We start from the raw sequence: 19,570 nt of genomic DNA on the forward strand, positions 1-19,570 counted from the left end.
GTCCCGGTTCCCGCCGGCGCGGCACCCGGTCCGGGGCCCGTCCGCACCGGCGGCCGGACGAAGGGCGGCGCGGGCCGCGCCCCGCCGCCCGCGCCCCGGCCCGCCGCGAAGGTGCCGCCGCGGACAACGGGACACGCGCAGCGCTACCGATCGGAGCATGCCCCGGGCCCCCGCCCGGCCCTAGCCTGCGCAGTACGTGCCCGATCCGGGCATTCCGCCGGAGTTCCCGCGGACAGCGCCGCCACGGACCAGAGGAGATCACCATGACCGCGACCACCGGAGGCCCCTCGCTCCCGCAGGAGCGCCGCGTCGTCACCGCCATCCCCGGCCCCAAGTCCCAGGAGCTCCAGGCCCGCCGGGCCGCCGCGGTCGCCGCGGGCGTCGGCTCCGTGCTGCCCGTCTTCACCACCCGCGCCGGTGGCGGCGTCATCGAGGACGTGGACGGCAACTCGCTGATCGACTTCGGCTCCGGCATCGCGGTGACCTCGGTCGGCAGCAGCGCCGAGGCCGTGGTGCGCCGCGCCTCCGCCCAGCTCGCCGAGTTCACCCACTCCTGCTTCATGGTGACGCCGTACGAGGGCTACGTGGAGGTCTGCGAGAAGCTGGCCGAGCTCACCCCCGGCGACCACGCCAAGAAGTCGGCGCTCTTCAACTCCGGCGCGGAGGCGGTGGAGAACGCGGTGAAGATCGCCCGCGCGTACACCCGGCGGCAGGCCGTCGTCGTCTTCGACCACGGCTACCACGGCCGCACCAACCTCACCATGGCGCTGACCGCCAAGAACATGCCGTACAAGCACTCCTTCGGGCCGTTCGCCCCCGAGGTGTACCGGGTGCCGGTGGCCTACCCCTACCGCTGGCTCACCGGCCCCGAGCACTGCGCCGAGGAGGCGTCGGCCCAGGCCATCGACATGATCACCAAGCAGATCGGGGCGGAGAACGTCGCCGCGATCGTGATCGAGCCGCTGCTCGGCGAGGGCGGCTTCATCGAGCCGGCGAAGGGCTTCCTGCCGCGGATCGCCGAGTTCGCCAAGGCCAACGGCATCGTGTTCGTCGCGGACGAGATCCAGTCCGGCTTCTGCCGCACCGGCCAGTGGTTCGCCTGCGAGGACGAGGGCATCGTGCCGGACCTCATCACGACCGCCAAGGGCATCGCGGGCGGCCTGCCGCTGTCGGCCGTCACCGGCCGCGCCGAGATCATGGACGCCGCCCACAGCGGTGGCCTCGGCGGCACCTACGGCGGCAACCCGGTCGCCTGCGCGGCGGCACTCGGCGCCATCGAGACCATGCGCGAGCTCGACCTCAACGCCAAGGCGCGGCGCATCGAGGAGATCATGAAGCCGCGCCTCCTCGAACTGCGGGAGAAGTACGAGGTGATCGGCGACGTGCGCGGGCGCGGCGCGATGCTCGCCATCGAACTGGTGCGCCCCGGCACCAAGGAGCCCGCCCCGGACACCACCGCGGCACTGGCCAAGGCGTGCCACGCGGAGGGCCTGCTGGTGCTGACCACCGGCACCTACGGCAACGTCATGCGCTTCCTGCCGCCGCTGGTGATCGGTGAGGACCTGCTGAACGAGGGCCTGGACATCCTCGGCAACGCCTTCGCCGGCCTCTGACGCGGCGCGCGCGGCGCAGGGCCCGGCATCCGTCCGGGGTGTTACCCGCGGCTACAGTCCACCCCGTGAAGAATGTGTGCGGAGCCCATGGTGGACGGGTGATCCGGCTGTCCGGCCGCCTTCCGGTGCCGTACGGTCGTCCGCAGATGAGAGAAACACCCCGTCCGCGGATCTCCGCGGACGGTACCGGACCGGCGCCTCCCCAGCACCGGACCGGCCGTGCCCTCGCGCACACCGGGGCCTCCGGCTCCGGGATTCTCCACCGGTCGGACGGCCGCCCGCCCCAAACCCCCCGGGGCGCGCGGCAACACACCGGTCGTTGCGGTCGCTCCGGAACAACCCCCCCTGTTCCGGAGCGGCCGCTTCCGCCGTTCCGGAGCCGTCCGGTGCTGCCCGCGCCCCGCGCCTTCCTCCGCATCCTCCCCCTCCTGCTGTCCCTGCCGCTCTTCGCCGCGGTCACCTGGCAGGTGGCCGGCGGCGGTCCGCTGCGGGCGCTGGACGAGCGCGCCGGCGCGGCGGCGGCCCGCCCGGACGGTCACGGTCCGGGCGACGCCGCCGCCGAGTTCGCGGCGGATCTCGGCCACCCGCCGGTGGCCGCCGCCGTGCTCGCCCTGGCCGCCGTCACCGCCGCCCTCCTCGGCCGGCGCTGGGCCCGGACGGACCGGCCGGTCCGCGGGGAGACCCCGGCGGGGGCCGCCGGAGGAGCACGGGAAACGGCGCACACGTCCCGCGCCCGGCGCGCGTGGAGGCCGTGGACGCCTCCGCTGGCAGCGGCCGCCGCACTCGCCGCCGTCCCCGTGCCGGTCGTCCCGCTCAAGGCGTGGACGGCCCGCCCCGGTCCGGACGGGCTGCCGCTCGCCGCGGGTGAGGGCTTCTACCCCTCGGGCCACACGGCGACGGCCGTCGTGGCCTACGGCGCCGCCGCCCTGCTGCTGCGGCCGTACGCGCGCCGGATCGCGGCCCGCCGCGCACTGACGGCCTGCGCGCTCCTGCTGAACCTGGCCGTCGGTGCGGGACTGGTGGTGCGCGGCTACCACTGGCCCCTGGACGTCGTGGGCAGCTGGCTGCTGTCCGGCTCGCTGCTGTGGGCCCTCCGCGGTGCGCTCACCGGCCGTCCCCGCGGGCCAGCCCGGCCGCGGCCTCGTGCAGCGCCAGCTCCAGCAGTACCGGATCGTTGAGCGTCCCGGCCCCGTCGGGCGGCACCACCCAGCGCACACCGCCCGTCGCCACCCCCGGATAGGGCACGACGATCCAGGTGCCGCGGCCCGCGGCGCGTGTCCCGGTGCCCACCCAGCGCTCGGCGGTACCGGTCGGGACGAAGAAGCCCGTCCGCTCGTCCCCGAAGTCGGCCAGCACCGGACCGGGCCGGTCGATACGGCGGCGCAGCACCTCCAGCGCCGGAAAGCCCAGCTGCCCCGGCAGGATCAGGACATCCCAGCGGCGGCCCGCCGGGAGCAGCACCACCCCCAGTGGATTCCGCTCCCACTCCAGGCGGCACGCCGCCGGGTCGGGCGCCGCCGAGACCAGCCACTCCACCGTGCTCTCGTCCCCCGCACCGTACATACCGGGCCTTCCTCCTGACGAAATGTCAAAGACATGACGCTGGAGGAGGGAGTGCGGGGCCCCGATCGTCACACCACCGGGCGTCCGGAGGGGGCAGAACCGGACACCGGACGGCAAAGCGTGCACCCCGGCGGCTCGAAGACCACCGCCGGCTCGGCGGACTCGGCCTCCTCGCCCGGCAGGACGAAGCTCCGGCCCTCCCGGCCCACGCCGATCCCGGACACTGCTCCGCGCCCTGCCGCGGCATCCTCGCCGACTGCCGCCCGCGCGGCCGCGGACGGCAACACCCGCCCCGGCCGCCCGCCTACGATGATCCTGCTCCGGCCACCCCGGAGCGCCCGCCGCCCGGCCGTACCCAGGAGGACCGATGACCGATCTGCAGCCCTTCATCGCGGGACTGCCCAAGGCCGAGCTGCACGTCCACCACGTCGGCTCCGCCTCACCGCGCATCGTGTCCGCCCTGGCCTCCCGGCACCCCGACTCCCCGGTGCCCACCGACCCCGAGGCGCTGGCCGACTACTTCGTGTTCCGCGACTTCGCCCACTTCGTCGAGGTCTACCTGTCGGTGGTGGACCTGATCCGCGATGCCCAGGACGTCCGCCTGCTGACCTACGAGGTCGCCCGCGACATGGCCCGGCAGAACATCCGCTACGCCGAACTCACCGTGACACCGTTCAGCTCCACCCGCCGGGGCATCCCCGACGCCGCGTTCATCGAGGCCATAGAGGACGCCCGCGAGGCCGCCGAGGCCGAGTTGGGCGTGGTGCTGCGCTGGTGCTTCGACATCCCCGGCGAGGCCGGCCTGGAGGCGGCCGAGGAGACCACCCGTATCGCGGTGGAGCACCAGTGCGAAGGACTGGTGTCGTTCGGGCTCGGCGGGCCCGAAATCGGCGTTCCCCGGCCGCAGTTCAAGCCGTACTTCGACCGGGCCATCGCGGCCGGGCTGCGCAGCGTCCCCCACGCGGGCGAGACCACGGGCCCCCAGACCATCTGGGACGCGCTGCGCGATCTGCGCGCCGAGCGCATCGGGCACGGCACGAGCGCCCCGCGGGACCCCCGGCTGCTGGAACACCTGGCGGAGCACCGCATCCCCCTGGAGGTCTGCCCGACCTCCAACATCGCCACCCGCGCGGTCACCGACCTCGAACAACACCCGGTGAAGGACATGGTGGCGGCGGGCGTGCTGGTCACCGTCAACAGCGACGACCCGCCGATGTTCGGCACCGACCTCAACACCGAGTACGGCGTCGCGGCCCGTCTCCTCGACCTCGACGAGACGGGCCTCGCCGCCCTCGCCAGGAACGCGGTCGAGGCATCCTTCCTCGACCCGGCGGGCAAGGCGAAGCTGGCCGCCGAGATCGACGCCTACACGGCGGAGTGGCTGCGCCGGTGACGGCGCCGACGGCCCGCACCGGGCTCCGGCCGGGGGCGGGCCGTCCTGCCGTCACCCGCTCCCCCGGTGTGCTCAGTCCCGGGGAAACTGGTCGGTCTCCAGTGTCCAGTCCATCCCGAGCGGGGAGAGGTCGAGCTTCTCGCCGAAGTCCACGGTGAGCTCGCTCTCGTACTCCTCGCCCTCGGGGCGGCCATGGGCGTGGCACTTGCCGGTGTACGGGTCCGCGATGACGTAGACGGGAACCCCGGCGCGGGCGTAGGCGCGCTTCTTCTTGCCGTAGTCGTTCTCCCGCGTGTCCCGGGAGATCACCTCGGCCACGAACTCGATGTCGCCGCAGCTCCAGCGCCGCTTCGCGTCCTGCCGTGCCTCGTGCGAGAGCTTGACGACGTCCGGCGCGAACCCGTTGCGGCCGCCCGGGAAGTCGATCCGCACGTCCGACTTGACCTTGACGTGCATCCCGAACCGGTCCTCCAGCATGCGGACGATCCAGCGGATGATCTCCCAGTGCGCGTCCCGCTGTGGCGACGTCTGGATGGCCCCTTCGACGATCTCAACCTTGTAGCCCTCGGGGACGGGCATCCGCTCCAGCAGCTCGAACATCTCGTCGAGGCTGAGCTCGTCGCTGTCGGCCATCTCGATCCTGTCGGTCAGCTCGATGGTCACTGTGCCGCTCCTCCCCGCCACGCTCCTCACGGCGTGGCCGGGAGAGACAACGATACGCACAGCGGGCCGGAGACGGGCCCGGGTGCGGCACCGGAGGACTGCGGCCGCATCGACCGGGTACTCGCCGAGGCGCACGGACGGATCGGCCGCCGGCATGCCGGTGGGCGGCGCGGTGCCGCGACGCACGAGAGGGGATCGGGCATGTTCGTCTTCTTCTCGAACCGGAGCGGATGCCTCGGCTCGCTGCTCATCAGCCTGGCCGGCACGGCCCTGCTGTTCCTGCTGCTGTACTCCTGCCAGCGCGTCTGAGGCCGTCCCGGACGGGGTGGGGCCGGGTGGCCCGGCGTCAGCCGACGGGTACCAGGGTGAGGTAGGCCAGGCCGAGGACGCCGCGGTAACCGGTCAGCCAGGAGGTGCGCTGCCGGTCCACGCGCTCGCGGGTCTCCGCTGCGAGGGGATGCTCCGGGTGGGCGGCGAGCCAGGTCTCCGTACCGGCCCGGAGCGCCCGGGTTCCGGCGTCCCGGCACGGGCCCGGCGATCCGCGGCCGTACCGGCACCGCCACGGCCGCCCCGGTCCGGCGGCCGTGGGCCCGGGGCGGCCATGGAGACATCGCGTGCCGCGGAGCGGCTCAGCCGTCCAGCGACGTCATCACGTGCTTGATCCGGGTGTAGTCGTCGAAGCCGTACGCCGACAGGTCCTTGCCGTAGCCGGACTTCTTGAAGCCGCCGTGCGGCATCTCGGCGACCAGCGGGATGTGGGTGTTGATCCACACGCAGCCGAAGTCCAGGGCCCTGGACATCCGCATGGCGCGGCCGTGGTCCTTCGTCCAGACCGAGGAGGCGAGGGCGTACTCGACGCCGTTCGCGTACTCCAGCGCCTGCTGCTCGTCCGTGAACGGCTGGACGGTGATGACCGGGCCGAAGACCTCGTTCTGAACGATCTCGTCGTCCTGCTTGAGGCCGGAGACGACGGTCGGGGCGAAGAAGTAACCCCGCTCACCGACCCGGTGACCGCCGGTCTCCACCTTGGCGTGCGCGGGGAGACGCTCGATGAAGCCGCTCACCTTCGCGAGCTGGTCGGCGTTGTTGAGGGCGCCGTAGAGCACGTCCTCGTCGTCCGGCTGCCCGGTCTTCGTGTCCGCGGCGGCCTTGGCGAGGGCGGTGACAAACTCGTCGTGCACGGACTGGTGGACGAGGACGCGGGTGGCGGCGGTGCAGTCCTGGCCGGCGTTGAAGAAGCCCGCCTCGGTGATGCCCTCGACGGCCTTGGCCAGGTCGGCGTCCTCGAAGACGACGACGGGAGCCTTGCCGCCCAGCTCCAGATGGACCCGCTTGACGTCCTTGGCGGCGCTGGCGGCGACCTCCGTACCGGCCCGGACGGAGCCGGTGATGGACGCCATCGCGGGCACCGGGTGCTCCACCATCAGCCGGCCGGTGTCGCGGTCGCCGCAGACGACGTTGAAGACGCCGTCGGGCAGGACGGAGCCGAGGATCTCGGCGAGCAGCACCGTCGACGCCGGAGTGGTGTCGGAGGGCTTGAGGACGACCGTGTTGCCCGCGGCGAGCGCCGGGGCGAACTTCCAGACGGCCATCATCATGGGGTAGTTCCACGGCGCGACCTGCGCGCAGACGCCGACCGGCTCCCGGCGGACGAAGGAGGTCAGGCCCTCCATGTACTCGCCGCCCGAACGCCCCTCCAGCATCCGTGCCGCGCCCGCGAAGAAGCGGACCTGGTCGATCATCGGCGGGATCTCCTCGGAACGGGTGAGCCCGACCGGCTTGCCCGTGTCCCGGCACTCGGCCTCGATGAGTTCCTCGGCACGCTCCTCCATCGCGTCGGCGATCTTGAGCAGGGCCTTCTGCCGGTCCGCGGGCACCAGATCCCGCCAGGCCGGGAAGGCGGCCTCGGCGGCGGCCATGGCGGCGTCGACGTCGGCGGCGTCCGACAGCGGGGCGGTGGCGTACACCTCGCCGGTGGCCGGGTTGACCACGTCGGTGGTCCGGCCGTCGGCGGCGTCCCGGAACTCCCCGCCGATGTAGTTGCGCAGTCGACGCAGTTCGGTGGTCACGTGCCACCCCTCCCTGTCGGTGTCCAATGGGTGAGACACCCACCCTAAACGCTCGCGCGGACATCGCAGCAGGGGGCGTCCCCACCGCCTCCCGGACGGTCCCGGGCCCGGCCCTCCCACCCCCGTGCCGAAGCACGCCCGGAAACACGCCGGCCGTTGCTCACCCGCAGCCGGGACGGTTTCCGCCGAGGCCGGCCGACGGGACGGTTCCGCGCACCCGTCCATCCGATCGGACGAAAAAACAGCGCATGTCCCACCCCGGTGCGGTGCCGCGGCCGTCCACTCCTTACCGTTCCAGGCACCGAGGGGGCTCCGCCCCACCCACCCGGCCGGCCGGGTGGCCGGACCGCTCACACAAGCCGAGGTGCTCGCCATGGTGGCCCCGCCCGACCACGACGTTCTCCGGGCAGACGCCCTGCACTACGCGATCAGCGGCACGCCCCTGCTCGCCGGTGTCTCCCTGGGGGTCCGGGAGGGCGAGATCCTCGCCGTCACCGGCCCCCGGGGCAGCGGCAAGACAACACTGCTGCAGTGCCTCTCCGGGCGCCTCGTCCCGGACAGCGGACAGGTGTGGTTCCGCAGCTCCCCCGTGCACCCCCTCGGTGCGGCCGCACGCGAACGGCTGCGCCGCGAAAGCTTCGGCTGGATCGGCACCGAGCCGCAACTGGTACCGGAACTCACCGCCTGGGAGAACGCCGCGCTGCCGCTGCTGCTGCGCGGCACGGCCCCGCGCGCCGCGCGAACAGCGGCCGTCGGCTGGCTGGAGCGGCTCGACGTCGGCGACTGCTCCCGCAGCCGGCCGGCGTCCCTGACGCAGGCCCAGCGGCAGCGGGTTGCCGTCGCCCGCGCGCTCACCGCCCAGCCGTCGGTGCTCTTCGCGGACGACCCGACGGCGCGGCTGCACAGCGCCGACCGCGCCCTGGTGCTGCGCATCCTCACCACGGCGGCCCGCTCGCACGAGATCACCGTCGTGCTGGCCACCCACGACACCGAGGCCGCCTCCCACGCGGACCGCCGGTTCGCGCTGCTCGACGGCCGCCCGGCCGACGCCCCCGCCGCCGAAGCCACCGGCGGCCCCGCGGGCGGCACCGACGACACCGAGGGAAGGACGACGTGCTCGCTCTCCGTCTAGCCCGTGGCGCCGGCCCGGCCGTCCAGTCACGCCGGCTGGCGGTCGCGGCGGCTTCCGCCGGCGTGGGCTTCCTGCTGCTCAGCAGCCTCGGCCAGGCCGCCGCTCACCCGGCGGGGGCCGGCGCGTCCGCCCTCCGGCTGCTCTGGTCCGCCCTGCCGCTGGCGGCAACCGTCCAGCTGGCCGTCGCCGCCGCCCGTGCCGACCACGGCACCGGACCCCGGCGGAACCTGTACGCGGCCGGATACGGGCCCGCACGGCTGGCACTGCTCGCCGCCGCCTCGACCGTCCTCTCCTCCGCCCTCGGCGGTGCCGCTGCCGCGCTGCTCTTCCTGCTGCTCCGCGGGGACCTCGGCGTCCCGGCCGTGCCCGGCGCGGAGAACACACTGGGCGCCGGGGTGCCGCTGCCGTTCCCGGCCGTGCTCACCCTGCTCACCGTGGTACCGGCGGTGGCGGGCGCCGCCACCGCTCTCGCGCTGCGCCCCCGTCCGGCGCCCGCGGAACACCGGTACCGCGACACCGGTGGCGATCCGGACGTGCCGCGGTCCGCGGGGAGGGACGCGCGGGCGCCGGGCACCGCACCGCCGGGACTGCCCTGGGGAGTCGCCCTGACGGCGGCCGGGCTGGCGCTGGCCTCGTACACCGGCCACGCCACACCGCCGGACGGCCGAGCCCCGCTTCCCGGACACCTGGACGCCGTCGCGCCGGGCGTCGTCGCCGGCTGGGCGCTGGTCGCCGTCGGCCTGGTCACGGCACTGCCCGGAGTGACGCAGCTCAGCGGACGGCTGCTGGCCGCGGGCCGGCCGGGCGCGCTGCGGCTGCTGGCGGGCCGGTTCCTGCAGGCGGAGGCGGAACGGATCGGGCGGCCGCTGGGCGTGCTCTGCGCGGTGGCCGCCGGCGCTCTTGCCGCGGACCGGCTGTACGGCGGGCCCGGCCCGGCCGCCGTCGCCTCGTTCGGCCCTCTCCTCGCCCTCGGGGCCGCGCTGGTGGTGGCGTGCGTGACGCTGACCGTGGTCATCACGGCCCTGGAGTCGCGGGCCGAGCGCGCCGACACCACCGAGGCGCTGCTGCACGCCGGCGCCCCGGTCGCCCTGCTGCGCCGCGCGGCCGCCCTCCGCGCCGCCGTGATGGCCGCCGTGGTGGCCCCGGTCAGCTGGGCCGCCGCCACCCTCGCCACCCTGCCGCTGCTTCCCTGACCACCCTGCCGCTGCTTCCCTGACGCACCCGTGGCCCGGCGGCTCGGCGCCGCCGGGCGGAACTCCTACCGGGCTGCCAGCACCACCACGTCCTCGGCGCGGAACGCCGCGCCCACCTCCGTGCCGGTCTCCGGGGCGTCCCTCAGGGGGCAGGACGCCTCCAGGGGCGGGCCCGCCCCGGGCCGGAGCAGCAGGGAGACATGGTCGCCGCGGAAGGTGCGGGCCGCGACGGTGCAGCGCAGGCCGTCGGCCGGCGAGACCAGCCGGACCCCGGTGGGGCGGACGAGCAGCCGGTGCGTGCCCCGCGCCGAGCCCGGCTCCACCGGCAGCCGGCCCCAGGGGGTGTCGGCGGCCCCGTCGCGCACCGCCCCCTCGATCACGTTGCCGAAGCCCAGGAAGCGGGCGACGAACTCCGAGGCGGGCCGGCGCCAGACCTCCAGGGGCGTGCCGGTCTGGGCGACCCGGCCCTCCCGCATCACCACCACCCGGTCGGCGAGGGCGAAGGCCTCGCCCTGATCATGGGTGACGGTGAGCACGGTCGTCCCCAGCCGGCGGAACAGTTCGCGGAGTTCGACGACCAGGCGCTCGCGGAGCGTCCGGTCGAGCTGGCCCAGCGGCTCGTCCAGCATCAGCAGCCGCGGCTCCGGGGCCAGGGCGCGCGCCAGGGCCACCCGCTGCTGCTCGCCGCCGGACAGCGAACCCACCGTGCGCTTCCGGGCGTCGGGCAGGCCGACGAGGTCGAGGACGTCGATGACGCGGCGCCGGGCCTCGCCACGCGGCACCTTGCGCATGCGGAGGCCGAAGGCGACGTTGCCGCCGACGTCCCGCTGCGGAAAGAGCTGATGGTCCTGGAACATCAGTCCGACACCGCGCCGGTGCGCGGGCACCCCGGCCTGGTCGCGGCCGGCCAGGGTCACCCGGCCCGCGTCCGGCCGCTGCAGCCCGGCCACCACGCGCAGCAGCGTCGACTTGCCGCTGCCGCTCGGCCCGAGCACGCACACCGTCCGGTGCTCGGGGACCTCCAGGTCCACGGCGTCGAGCACGGCGCGGTCGCCGAAACGGACGGTCACCCCGTCCAGCCTCAGCAGGGCGGGAGGACCGGACGGGGCGCCGGGAGTCCCGGCGCGGGCGGCGCCGGGGGCCGTACCCGGAGCGGTGTCGGAGGGCATGTCAGAACTCCCCGGAGCCGGAGCGGTCGGTGCGGACGCGTTCGAGAAGCAGCAGGGACGCGGCGCACACCAGCATGAGGATGGTGCTGAGCGCCATCGCCTGTCCGTACGGCAGTGCGCCGGCCCTGCCCAGCAGCCGGGCCACCGCGACCGGAAGGGTGAGGGAGTCCGCGCGTGCGATGAAGACGGTCGCGCCGAACTCGCCGAGGGAGACGGCGAAGGCGAAGCCGGCCGCGACGAGCAGCGCCCGCCGCACCAGCGGCAGGTCCACCTCGCGCCAGGCGCGCAGCGGGGAGGCCCCCAGCACGGCGGCCGCCTCCCGCAGCCGCGGGTCCACCGCGCGCAGGACGGGCAGCACGGTGCGGACGACGAACGGCACCCCGACCAGCGCCTGCGCCAGCGGCACCAGGATCCAGGCGGACCGCAGGTCCAGCGGCGGCTCGTCGAGGGCGATGAGGAAGCCGAAACCCACCGTCACCGCGGAGGTGCCCAGCGGCAGCATCAGCAGCGCGTCGAAACCCCGTACGAGCCGTCCGGCCCGCCGGGTCAGGGCCGCCGCGGCCAGGCCGCCGACCACCAGGGCGATCAGGGTGGCCACGGCCGCGAACGCCAGGGAGTTCCCCACCGCCTCCAGCGGCGCGACGGTGAACGTCCCGCCCTCCTCGGACCCCAGCGCCCGGTAGAAGGCGAAGCCGTAGCCGTCCGGTCCGTCCAGCGAGCGCTCCACCAGCACCCCCAGCGGCAGCAGGAGCAGCAGCACGACGAGCACCACGGTGGAGCCCAGCAGGGCCCACTGGCCGGCGCCGCTCGGACGGCGGGCGGTGTGCGCGGGGTCGACGAGCCGCAGCGCGCTCTCACGCCGCCGTACCGTCCGGGCGTGCAGCAGGAGCAGGCCGCCGACGGCGCAGAACTGCAGCAGCGTCAGCACGGCCGCCGCCGGCAGGTCGAGCAGCTGCGCGGTCTGCCGGTAGATCTCGACCTCCAGGGTCGAGTAGCGCGGTCCGCCGAGGATCTGGACGACCCCGAAGGAGGTGAAGGTGAAGAGGAAGACCATCAGCGCCGCGGCCGCGACGGCGGGCGCCAGCGCGGGAAGGGTGATCCGGCGCCAGGCGGCGAGGCGGCTCGCGCCGAGCACCCGCGCGGCCTCCTCCTGGCGCGGGTCGAGCTGCGCCCAGAGACCGCCCACCGTCCGGACGACGACGGCGTAGTTGAAGAACACGTGGGCGAGCAGGATGGCCCACACCGTGGTGTCCAGCCGGACGCCCCACAGCTCGTCCAGCAGCCCGCCGCGGCCCAGCAGTGCCAGGAAGGCCGAGCCGGCCACGACGGTGGGCAGGACGAACGGCACCACCACCAGGGCCCGCAGCAGCCGCTTGCCGGGGAAGTCGAGACGGGCGAACACATAGGCGCCCGGCAGCGCGACGGCCAGCGTCAGCGCGGTGGACGCCGCCGCCTGCCAGACGGTGAACCGGAGCACGTCCAGGACCAGCGGGTCCGTCAGCACCGTGCCGGCCCTGCCGAACTGCCAGCGCTCCCCGTCCCGCAGACCGCGGGCCACGATCGCGGCCACCGGATGGACGAAGAACAGGGCGAAGAAGGCCGCCGGCACAGCCATCAGCGCGAGCCGCGGGACGGTGCCGGAGCCGCGCCCGCGCCGCCCGCCCGGCCCCCGCCCCGCCGGGGACGGGGGAGAGGGAGGAACGGGCGGCTCCGGCGACGGGGCCCGAGAGGCAGCGGGAGCAGGAGCCGGCACCGTCCCGGCGGTCACCTCGGGACGAGCCGGGACCATGCCTTGACCCACCGCTCACGGTTCGCGGCGATCTTCTCCGGATCCGGCGACGCGGGCTTCTCGATCGTCTCCCCGTACCGGGTGAACACCTCCGGCAGCTTGACGTCCGACCGCGCCGGGTGGACGAACATCTGCAGCGGCACGTCCTCCTGGAAGGTCTCGCTCAGCAGGAAGTCCAGGAGTTCCTTACCGCCCTCGGGGTTCTCCGCGCCGTCCAGCAGCCCGGCGAACTCGGTCTGCCGGAAGCAGGTGCCCTTCGCCACCCCCGTCGGCCCCTCCTCGGGCAGCGGGTCCTGACCCAGCACCTCGGCGGGCGGGCTGGAGGCGTAGGAGACGACGAGGGGCTTGTCGCCCTTGCCCTTGCCGCCGCCGGAGCCGGAGAAGCGGTCGTTGTAGGCCTGCTCCCAGCCGTCCACCACCTCGACACCGTTGGCCTTGAGCTTCTTCCAGTAGTCCTGCCAGCCGTCGTCGCCGTACTCGGCCGCGGTGGCGAGGAGGAAGCCCAGCCCCGGTGAGGAGGTCGCCGCGTTCTCGGTCACCAGCAGGTCCTTGTAGGCGGGCTCGACCAGGTCGTCGAAGGTCTCCGGCGGCGCCAGCCGCTTCTTCTCGAACCAGCCGCGGTCGTAGTTGACGCAGACGTCGCCGTAGTCGACGGGCGTGACCCGGTGCCCGCCCCGGTCGAGCCGGAGTTGCTCCGGGACCTTCTCCAGGCCCCTCGCCTCGTATGCCGCGAAGATCCCGTGGTCGAGGGCGCGGGAGAGCAGGGTGTTGTCGACGCCGAAGAGGACGTCGCCCTGCGGGTTGCCCTTGGACAGCACGGCCTGGTTGACGGTCGTGCCGGCGTCACCGCCGCGCAGGATCTTCACCTTGCGGCCGGTCTGCTCGGTGAACTCCTTCAGCACGTCGTCGGAGACGGCGAAGGAGTCGTGGGTGACGAGGGTGACGGCCGCCGGTTCGCCGCCGCCCTTCCCCGCCGTGTCACCGGAGTCACCGCAGGCGGCGAGCGAAGTGACGCCCAGCGCGGTGATGAGCAGCGCGGCGGCGGGCCGTCCGCGGAAGTGCGTGGTCATGAGGTGGTGCCTCCCCTGAGCGGGCAGGGCACGACAGCTTGTCGAGTGGTGACCGAACTCCCTACGCCGGTATGACCCGGTTCAGGTTCGAGGGTCTGCGGCTGCTGCCGCACTCTCAGCGCTGCGCGCTCCCCTGTCGGAATAGACGTTCGAAAACGACGATATCAGCGCTCCGCGGCGGCCAGCTGACCGCATGCCCCGTCGATCTCCTGGCCGCGGGTGTCCCGGACGGTCACCGGCACCCGGTGCGCCTCCAGCGCGGCCACGAACGCCTTCTCGTCCTCGGGCCGCGACGCCGTCCACTTCGAGCCGGGCGTCGGGTTCAGCGGGATGAGGTTGACGTGCACCCGGCGGCCCTTGAGCAGCCGGCCGAGCAGATCGCCCCGCCAGGCCTGGTCGTTGATGTCCCGGATCAGCGCGTACTCGACGGAGACCCGGCGTCCGGACTTCTCGGCGTACTCCCAGGCGGCGTCGAGCACTTCGCGCACCTTCCACCGGGTGTTGACCGGCACGAGGGTGTCGCGGAGTTCGTCGTCCGGGGCGTGCAGCGAGACCGCGAGCCGGCAGCTGAAGCCCTCGTCGGCGAAGCGCAGCATCGCCGGGACGAGACCGACGGTGGAGACGGTGATGCCGCGCTGCGACAGTCCCAGGCCGTCCGGTGCGGGGTCGGTGAGCCGCCGGATGGCGCCGACGACGCGTCGGTAGTTGGCGAGCGGCTCGCCCATCCCCATGAAGACGATGTTCGACAGCCGGGCCGGCCCGCCGGGGATCTCCCCGTCCCGCAGCGCCCGCATGCCGTCCACGATCTGGTGCACGATCTCGGCGGTGGACAGGTTGCGGTCGAGACCGGCCTGGCCGGTGGCGCAGAAGGGGCAGTTCATGCCGCAGCCGGCCTGCGAGGAGACACACATGGTGACCCGGTCCGGGTAGCGCATCAGGACGGACTCGACGAGCGTGCCGTCGAAGAGCCGCCACAGCGTCTTGCGGGTGGTGTCGTCGTCACAGCTGATGTGCCGTACGACGGTCATCAGGTCGGGCAGCAGTTCGGCCGCGAGCTTCTCGCGGGCGGCCGCGGGAATGTCCGTCCAGGCCGCCGGGTCGTCGGCGTACCGGGCGAAGTAGTGACGCGAGACCTGGCCGGCCCGGAACGGCTTCTCGCCGATCGCCGCCACGGCGTCGCGGCGCTCGGCGGGGCTGAGGTCGGCAAGATGCCGCGGCGGCTTCTTGGCCCCGCGCGGTGCGGCAAAGGTGAGTTCTCCGGGCTTAGGCATGATTCCCCCAGTGTCGCAGACGCGACGGGGTGCCCCGGAGCCCCGCGGACGAGGCCCCCGCCGGAGCGGTCCGGCGGGGGCCTCGCGTGCGCCGTGCCCCGGTCAGTCGCCGGAGCCGGTGAAGACCACCAGCAGCAGCCACGCCACCGGAGCCGTGGGCAGCAGGGAGTCCAGACGGTCCATGATCCCGCCGTGGCCGGGGAGCAGCGTGCCCATGTCCTTGATCCCGAGGTCGCGTTTGATCATGGACTCGCCGAGGTCGCCGAGCGTGGCACTGCCCGCGACCGCCAGCCCGAGCAGCAGGCCCTCCCACCAGCTGCCCCCGTCGATCAGGAACTCCATGCACAGCGCGCCGGCCACCATGGCGGAGCCAACGGCTCCGAGGAGCCCCTCCCGCGTCTTGCCGGGGCTGATACGCGGTGCGAGCTTGTGTGTGCCGAAGCGCCAGCCGACGGCGTAGGCGCCGGTGTCGCTGACGACGGTGAGCAGCAGGAAGACCAGCACCCACCGGGCGCCGTCGCCGGCGGCCAGCATCAGCGCCACGAAGGTGGCGAGGAACGGCACGTAGAAGGCGGCGAAGAGACCGGCGGTGACGTCACGGAGGTAGTCCCGCGGGTCGTCCGTCATCCGCCAGGCCAGGACCGCGAGCGCGGTGAGCGCCATGGCCACCCAGGCGCCCTCGGGGCCCCGCAGGTACCCGGCGACGACCATGGCCACACCGCCGGCCGCCAGCGGTACCAGCGGCGCGCGGATGCCCTTCTGCTCGCGCAGCCGGGACGTCAGCTCCCACAGGCCCACCACGACCGCGGCCACGATCACCGCGACGAAGACGTCCTTGACGAAGAACAGCGAGGCGAGGATCACCGCGCCGAGGCCGACCCCGACACCGATCGCGGCCCGCAGGTCGCGGCCGGCCCGTTTGCGCGGCGGCGTCGCCGGGGACGGATGGGCGCCGGCCGGCCCGTTCTCATGGACCGGGGGGCCGCTCGGCCGAGCGGCCCCCCGGTGGTGTCCGTCGCGGTCGTCCTGGTCGCCGCCTGCGGGGGGCACGATGGGCATGGGCCGAGTCTGCGCCGTGTCGTCCGCCCCGTGCGGGGGACCCGCCGCAGGAGGCCGCGCGGGCCCCTGACCGGGCGGCCCTCCGTAGCCGGCGTGCGGCGGGGCGCCCCGGGAAGAGTCGTTCATCAGACCTCGAGCAGCTCGGCTTCCTTGTGCTTGAGCAGCTCGTCCACCTGCGCCACGTACTTCGCGGTGGTGTCGTCGAGCTCCTTCTCGGCGCGGCGGCCCTCGTCCTCGCCGACCTCACCGTCCTTGATGAACTTGTCGATGGTCTCCTTGGCCTTGCGCCGGACGCTGCGGATCGAGATCTTCGCATCCTCGGCCTTGTGCTTGGCGACCTTGATGTACTCCTTGCGGCGCTCCTGCGTCAGCTCGGGGAACACCACGCGGATGATGCTGCCGTCGTTGCTCGGGTTGACCCCGAGGTCGGAGTCGCGGATCGCCTGTTCGATGTTGCGCAGCGCGCTCTTGTCGAACGGGGTCACCACGGCCATCCGCGGCTCCGGGACGGAGAACGACGCCAGCTGGTTGATCGGCGTCATCGCCCCGTAGTAGTCCGCCACGATCTTGTTGAACATCGCCGGGTGCGCACGGCCGGTGCGGATCGCGGCGAAGTCCTCCTTGGCGACCACGACGGCCTTCTCCATCTTCTCCTCGGCTTCGAGGAGGGTCTCTTCGATCACCACTTGCTCCTGGTGTTATCAGTAAGCAGAGCCTCGCCCCTGCGCGCGTCTACTCCTGCACGGTGTCCGACCGGCAGGCTGTTGTCCATCCCCGTATCGGGCCGGATCCCCCGGGTCAGGCCCTGGTCCCTTGGTCGCTCACCAGCGTGCCGATCTTCTCACCCTTCACCGCGCGCGCGATATTGCCCTCGGCGAGAAGTTCGAAGACGAGAATCGGCAGCTTGTTGTCCATGCACAGGGTGATGGCCGTGGCGTCCGCGACCTTGAGGCCGCGGGTGATCACCTCGCTGTACTCGAGGGCGTCGAACTTCACCGCGTCGGGGTTCTTCCGCGGATCCGAGTCGTAGACCCCGTCGACGCCGTTCTTGCCCATCAGCAGCGCCTGCGCGTGGATTTCCAGCGCGCGCTGGGCGGCGGTGGTGTCGGTGGAGAAGTACGGCATCCCCATGCCGGCGCCGAAGATGACGACGCGCCCCTTCTCCAGGTGCCGCACGGCCCGGAGGGGGATGTACGGCTCCGCGACCTGGCCCATCGTGATGGCGGTCTGGACGCGGGAGTCTATTCCCTCCTTCTCCAGGAAGTCCTGGAGCGCGAGGCAGTTCATGACCGTGCCCAGCATGCCCATGTAGTCGGAGCGGGCCCGGTCCATGCCGCGCTGCTGGAGTTCCGCGCCCCGGAAGAAGTTGCCGCCGCCGATGACGACGGCGATCTCGGCGCCGTCCCGGACGACGGCGGCGATCTCCCGGGCCATCTTGTGCACGACGTCCGGGTCGACGCCGAGGCCGCCCCCGCCGGCGAAGGCCTCGCCGGACAGCTTCAGCAGAAACCGGCCCCGCTGGGGGCCGTGATCGGGTTTACCGGCCTTGTCGGCGTCCTGATTCATGGAGATCTCCTCGTGCACAGACGAAGAAGGCCACTGCCGTGCGGGGTCTGCTCGATCCCTCTGCGGCAATGGCCTCCTCGTCACCTCTGCGGCCGTCCGGCGCGCGGTCGGCCGGCTGCCCCCGACCTTAGCGGCGGCGGGCGCTTTCCGCTGTCGCTGTCCGGACTCAGGCGCCGACGCGGATGCGGGCGAAGCGCTTCAGCGTGACACCGGCCTCGTCCAGGACCTTCTGGACGGTCTTCTTGTTGTCCTTGGCGAACGCCTGGTCGAGAAGGCAGTTCTCCTTGAAGAAGCCGTTGACGCGGCCCTCGACGATCTTCGGCAGGGCGCCCTCCGGCTTGCCCTCCTCGCGGGCGGTGGCCTCGGCGACGCGACGCTCGTTCTCGACCGTCTCGGCCGGGATCTGGTCACGGGAGAGGTACTTCGGACCGAACGCGGCGATGTGCTGCGCGATGTCCTTGGCGACCTCGGCGTTCTCCTGGTCGAGTTCGACGAGCACGCCCACCTGCGGCGGGAGGTCCGGGCTGGTGCGGTGCATGTACGTGGCGACGAAGCCGCCGGCGAACTGCGCGAACCGGTCCAGAACGATCTTCTCACCGAGGGTGGCGTTGGCCTCGTCCACATACGCCTGGACGGTCTTGCCGGACTCGATCTCGGAGGCCAGCAGCGCCTCCAGGTCGGCGGGGGAGGTCTTGGCGACGTGCGCGGCCAGCGCGTCGGCGACGGCGAGGAACTTGTCGCCCTTGGCGACGAAGTCGGTCTCGCACTTCAGCTCCAGCAGAACGCCGGACTTGCTGTCGTCCGCGATGAGGGAGACGACGGCGCCGTTCTCGGCGCTGCGGCCCTCGCGCTTGGCCACGCCCTTCTGGCCCTTGACGCGCAGGATCTCGACGGCCTTGTCGACGTTGCCCTCGGCCTCGTCCAGCGCCTTCTTGCAGTCCATCATGCCGGCGCCGGTGAGCTCGCGGAGCTTCTTGACGTCAGCGGCGGTGAAGTTCGCCATGGTCTGTCAATCTCTTCTCGAAAGTCGATCGATCGGATCTACGGGTGGACGGCGGGGGCACCGGCCCCCGCCGTCGTCAGCCGTGACGCTGGGGTCAGGCCTTCTCGGCGTCCGCGGCGGGAACCTCGGCCGCGGGGGCCTCGGCGGCGGGGGCCTCGGCGGCGGGGGCCTCGGCCGGCTTCTCGGCCTCGGCGGCGGCCGGCTGCTCGGCGGCCTTCTTGTCGCCGCCCTCCAGGAGGTCGCGCTCCCACTCGGCCAGCGGCTCGCCGGCCTTCTCGCCCGGCTTCTGGTCGCCGGTGGCCGCGCCGGAGCGTGCGATGAGGCCCTCGGCGGCGGCGTCGGCGATCACGCGGGTGAGCAGGGTGACGGAGCGGATCGCGTCGTCGTTGCCCGGGATCTTGTAGTCGACCTCGTCCGGGTCGCAGTTGGTGTCGAGGATCGCGACCACCGGGATGTTGAGCTTGCGCGCCTCACCAACGGCGATGTGCTCCTTCTTGGTGTCCACGATCCAGACGGCGCTGGGCACCTTCTGCATCTCGCGGATACCGCCGAGGGTCTTCTCCAGCTTCGCCTTCTCGCGGGAGAGGACGAGCAGCTCCTTCTTGGTGAGGCCGGAGGCGGCCACGTCCTCGAAGTCGATCTGCTCGAGCTCCTTGAGGCGCTGCAGACGCTTGTAGACGGTCGAGAAGTTGGTCAGCATGCCGCCCAGCCAGCGCTGGTTGACGTAGGGCATGCCGACACGGGTCGCCTGCTCCGCGATGGCTTCCTGCGCCTGCTTCTTGGTGCCGACGAACATGATGGAACCGCCGTGCGCGACGGTCTCCTTGACGAACTCGTAGGCGCGGTCGATGTACGACAGCGACTGGAGCAGGTCGATGATGTAGATGCCGTTGCGCTCCGTGAAGATGAAACGCTTCATCTTCGGGTTCCAACGGCGGGTCTGGTGCCCGAAGTGGACGCCGCTCTCCAGCAGCTCCCGCATCGTGACGACGGCCATGGCCGTACTCCTTGACATTC

The 19,570-nt window shown here is 73.1% G+C and carries 18 protein-coding genes, 1 pseudogene and 1 riboswitch; of the genes and pseudogenes, 6 read left to right on the forward strand and 13 right to left on the reverse strand.

What is annotated here, in order from left to right:
• Positions 1 to 263: 263 nt before the first annotated feature.
• Positions 264 to 1,613: a 4-aminobutyrate--2-oxoglutarate transaminase gene (gene gabT / locus KBZ10_RS07755; RefSeq protein WP_210986774.1), complete on the forward strand. Its 1,350-nt coding sequence runs from the start codon at positions 264 to 266 to the stop codon at positions 1,611 to 1,613.
• A gap of 386 nt (positions 1,614 to 1,999) precedes the next feature.
• Positions 2,000 to 2,791 (forward strand): phosphatase PAP2 family protein, encoded by a 792-nt coding sequence (locus KBZ10_RS07760; RefSeq protein ID WP_307847262.1) that lies wholly within the window; start codon positions 2,000 to 2,002, stop codon positions 2,789 to 2,791.
• On the opposite strand, the gene KBZ10_RS07765 is transcribed toward KBZ10_RS07760, so the two are convergent.
• The gene (locus tag KBZ10_RS07765; RefSeq protein WP_210986776.1) at positions 2,718 to 3,176 is read right to left on the reverse strand and encodes a hypothetical protein; all 459 of its coding nucleotides are present in this window, start codon (positions 3,174 to 3,176) and stop codon (positions 2,718 to 2,720) included. The two genes, KBZ10_RS07760 and KBZ10_RS07765, sit on opposite strands and share 74 nt — an antisense overlap.
• Positions 3,177 to 3,543: 367 nt before the next feature.
• On the opposite strand from KBZ10_RS07765, the gene KBZ10_RS07770 reads away from it, so the two are divergent.
• Positions 3,544 to 4,569: an adenosine deaminase gene (locus KBZ10_RS07770; protein WP_210986777.1), complete on the forward strand. Its 1,026-nt coding sequence runs from the start codon at positions 3,544 to 3,546 to the stop codon at positions 4,567 to 4,569.
• A 72-nt stretch (positions 4,570 to 4,641) separates the two neighbouring features.
• On the opposite strand, the gene KBZ10_RS07775 is transcribed toward KBZ10_RS07770, so the two are convergent.
• Complete coding sequence (locus KBZ10_RS07775; RefSeq protein ID WP_210986778.1) at positions 4,642 to 5,232, reverse strand: Uma2 family endonuclease; 591 nt, start codon at positions 5,230 to 5,232, stop codon at positions 4,642 to 4,644.
• Positions 5,233 to 5,265: 33 nt separating this feature from the next.
• Between KBZ10_RS07775 and KBZ10_RS07780 the strand changes: the two genes are divergently transcribed.
• Positions 5,266 to 5,541 carry a hypothetical protein gene (locus KBZ10_RS07780; RefSeq protein ID WP_210986779.1) on the forward strand — a complete coding sequence of 92 codons (276 nt, stop codon included), beginning with the start codon at positions 5,266 to 5,268 and terminating at the stop codon, positions 5,539 to 5,541.
• Between the two features lie 37 nt (positions 5,542 to 5,578).
• Here KBZ10_RS07780 and KBZ10_RS29215 read toward each other — a convergent pair.
• Positions 5,579 to 5,731: pseudogene (locus KBZ10_RS29215) on the reverse strand (SAM-dependent methyltransferase); the annotation flags it as partial.
• A gap of 130 nt (positions 5,732 to 5,861) precedes the next feature.
• On the reverse strand, positions 5,862 to 7,301 hold the full coding sequence (locus tag KBZ10_RS07785) for a gamma-aminobutyraldehyde dehydrogenase (protein ID WP_210986780.1): 1,440 nt from the start codon (positions 7,299 to 7,301) through the stop codon (positions 5,862 to 5,864).
• A 373-nt stretch (positions 7,302 to 7,674) separates the two neighbouring features.
• Between KBZ10_RS07785 and KBZ10_RS07790 the strand changes: the two genes are divergently transcribed.
• Positions 7,675 to 8,433 carry an ABC transporter ATP-binding protein gene (locus KBZ10_RS07790; RefSeq protein WP_210986916.1) on the forward strand — a complete coding sequence of 253 codons (759 nt, stop codon included), beginning with the start codon at positions 7,675 to 7,677 and terminating at the stop codon, positions 8,431 to 8,433.
• Complete coding sequence (locus tag KBZ10_RS07795) at positions 8,415 to 9,626, forward strand: hypothetical protein (protein WP_210986781.1); 1,212 nt, start codon at positions 8,415 to 8,417, stop codon at positions 9,624 to 9,626. Before KBZ10_RS07790 ends, KBZ10_RS07795 begins: the two co-directional genes overlap by 19 nt.
• Positions 9,627 to 9,691: 65 nt before the next feature.
• On the opposite strand, the gene KBZ10_RS07800 is transcribed toward KBZ10_RS07795, so the two are convergent.
• From KBZ10_RS07800 to rpsB, 9 genes are all read right to left on the reverse strand, one after another.
• On the reverse strand, positions 9,692 to 10,795 hold the full coding sequence (locus tag KBZ10_RS07800) for an ABC transporter ATP-binding protein (protein WP_210986782.1): 1,104 nt from the start codon (positions 10,793 to 10,795) through the stop codon (positions 9,692 to 9,694).
• A gap of 1 nt (position 10,796) precedes the next feature.
• A complete protein-coding gene (locus KBZ10_RS07805) occupies positions 10,797 to 12,410 on the reverse strand; it encodes an iron ABC transporter permease (RefSeq protein WP_210986783.1) in 1,614 nt (537 codons plus the stop codon).
• A 149-nt stretch (positions 12,411 to 12,559) separates the two neighbouring features.
• On the reverse strand, positions 12,560 to 13,654 hold the full coding sequence (locus KBZ10_RS07810) for a thiamine ABC transporter substrate binding subunit (protein ID WP_210986784.1): 1,095 nt from the start codon (positions 13,652 to 13,654) through the stop codon (positions 12,560 to 12,562).
• A gap of 40 nt (positions 13,655 to 13,694) precedes the next feature.
• Positions 13,695 to 13,799, reverse strand: a riboswitch (TPP riboswitch).
• A 19-nt stretch (positions 13,800 to 13,818) separates the two neighbouring features.
• Positions 13,819 to 14,925 carry a 23S rRNA (adenine(2503)-C(2))-methyltransferase RlmN gene (gene rlmN, locus KBZ10_RS07815; RefSeq protein ID WP_210986785.1) on the reverse strand — a complete coding sequence of 369 codons (1,107 nt, stop codon included), beginning with the start codon at positions 14,923 to 14,925 and terminating at the stop codon, positions 13,819 to 13,821.
• A gap of 102 nt (positions 14,926 to 15,027) precedes the next feature.
• Positions 15,028 to 16,110, reverse strand: a complete 1,083-nt coding sequence (locus KBZ10_RS07820) for a phosphatidate cytidylyltransferase (RefSeq protein WP_210986786.1) — start codon at positions 16,108 to 16,110, stop codon at positions 15,028 to 15,030.
• The gene (gene frr, locus KBZ10_RS07825; RefSeq protein ID WP_019709818.1) at positions 16,110 to 16,667 is read right to left on the reverse strand and encodes a ribosome recycling factor; all 558 of its coding nucleotides are present in this window, start codon (positions 16,665 to 16,667) and stop codon (positions 16,110 to 16,112) included. The genes KBZ10_RS07820 and frr overlap by 1 nt, the downstream gene beginning before the upstream one ends.
• 115 nt (positions 16,668 to 16,782) lie before the next feature.
• Positions 16,783 to 17,550, reverse strand: a complete 768-nt coding sequence (pyrH, locus tag KBZ10_RS07830; protein WP_210986787.1) for a UMP kinase — start codon at positions 17,548 to 17,550, stop codon at positions 16,783 to 16,785.
• Positions 17,551 to 17,716: 166 nt separating this feature from the next.
• A complete protein-coding gene (gene tsf / locus KBZ10_RS07835; RefSeq protein ID WP_030544487.1) occupies positions 17,717 to 18,553 on the reverse strand; it encodes a translation elongation factor Ts in 837 nt (278 codons plus the stop codon).
• A gap of 94 nt (positions 18,554 to 18,647) precedes the next feature.
• Positions 18,648 to 19,550: a 30S ribosomal protein S2 gene (gene rpsB / locus KBZ10_RS07840; protein WP_210986788.1), complete on the reverse strand. Its 903-nt coding sequence runs from the start codon at positions 19,548 to 19,550 to the stop codon at positions 18,648 to 18,650.
• Between the last annotated feature and the right edge of the window lie 20 nt (positions 19,551 to 19,570).

Source organism: Streptomyces sp. F63, from assembly GCF_018070345.1.
Lineage (GTDB): Bacteria > Actinomycetota > Actinomycetes > Streptomycetales > Streptomycetaceae > Streptomyces.

Bases quoted from the DNA above. Each gene is read 5' to 3' on its own strand.
- gabT (WP_210986774.1), top strand. From the start codon at position 264: ATGACCGCGACCACCGGAGGCCCCTCGCTCCCGCAGGAGCGCCGCGTC.
- KBZ10_RS07765 (WP_210986776.1), bottom strand. From the start codon at position 3,176: ATGTACGGTGCGGGGGACGAGAGCACGGTGGAGTGGCTGGTCTCGGCG.
- KBZ10_RS07770 (WP_210986777.1), top strand. From the start codon at position 3,544: ATGACCGATCTGCAGCCCTTCATCGCGGGACTGCCCAAGGCCGAGCTG.
- KBZ10_RS07790 (WP_210986916.1), top strand. From the start codon at position 7,675: ATGGTGGCCCCGCCCGACCACGACGTTCTCCGGGCAGACGCCCTGCAC.
- KBZ10_RS07800 (WP_210986782.1), bottom strand. From the start codon at position 10,795: ATGCCCTCCGACACCGCTCCGGGTACGGCCCCCGGCGCCGCCCGCGCC.
- KBZ10_RS07805 (WP_210986783.1), bottom strand. From the start codon at position 12,410: ATGGCTGTGCCGGCGGCCTTCTTCGCCCTGTTCTTCGTCCATCCGGTG.
- KBZ10_RS07810 (WP_210986784.1), bottom strand. From the start codon at position 13,654: ATGACCACGCACTTCCGCGGACGGCCCGCCGCCGCGCTGCTCATCACC.
- rlmN (WP_210986785.1), bottom strand. From the start codon at position 14,925: ATGCCTAAGCCCGGAGAACTCACCTTTGCCGCACCGCGCGGGGCCAAG.
- KBZ10_RS07820 (WP_210986786.1), bottom strand. From the start codon at position 16,110: ATGAACGACTCTTCCCGGGGCGCCCCGCCGCACGCCGGCTACGGAGGG.
- pyrH (WP_210986787.1), bottom strand. From the start codon at position 17,550: ATGAATCAGGACGCCGACAAGGCCGGTAAACCCGATCACGGCCCCCAG.
- tsf (WP_030544487.1), bottom strand. From the start codon at position 18,553: ATGGCGAACTTCACCGCCGCTGACGTCAAGAAGCTCCGCGAGCTCACC.
- rpsB (WP_210986788.1), bottom strand. From the start codon at position 19,550: ATGGCCGTCGTCACGATGCGGGAGCTGCTGGAGAGCGGCGTCCACTTC.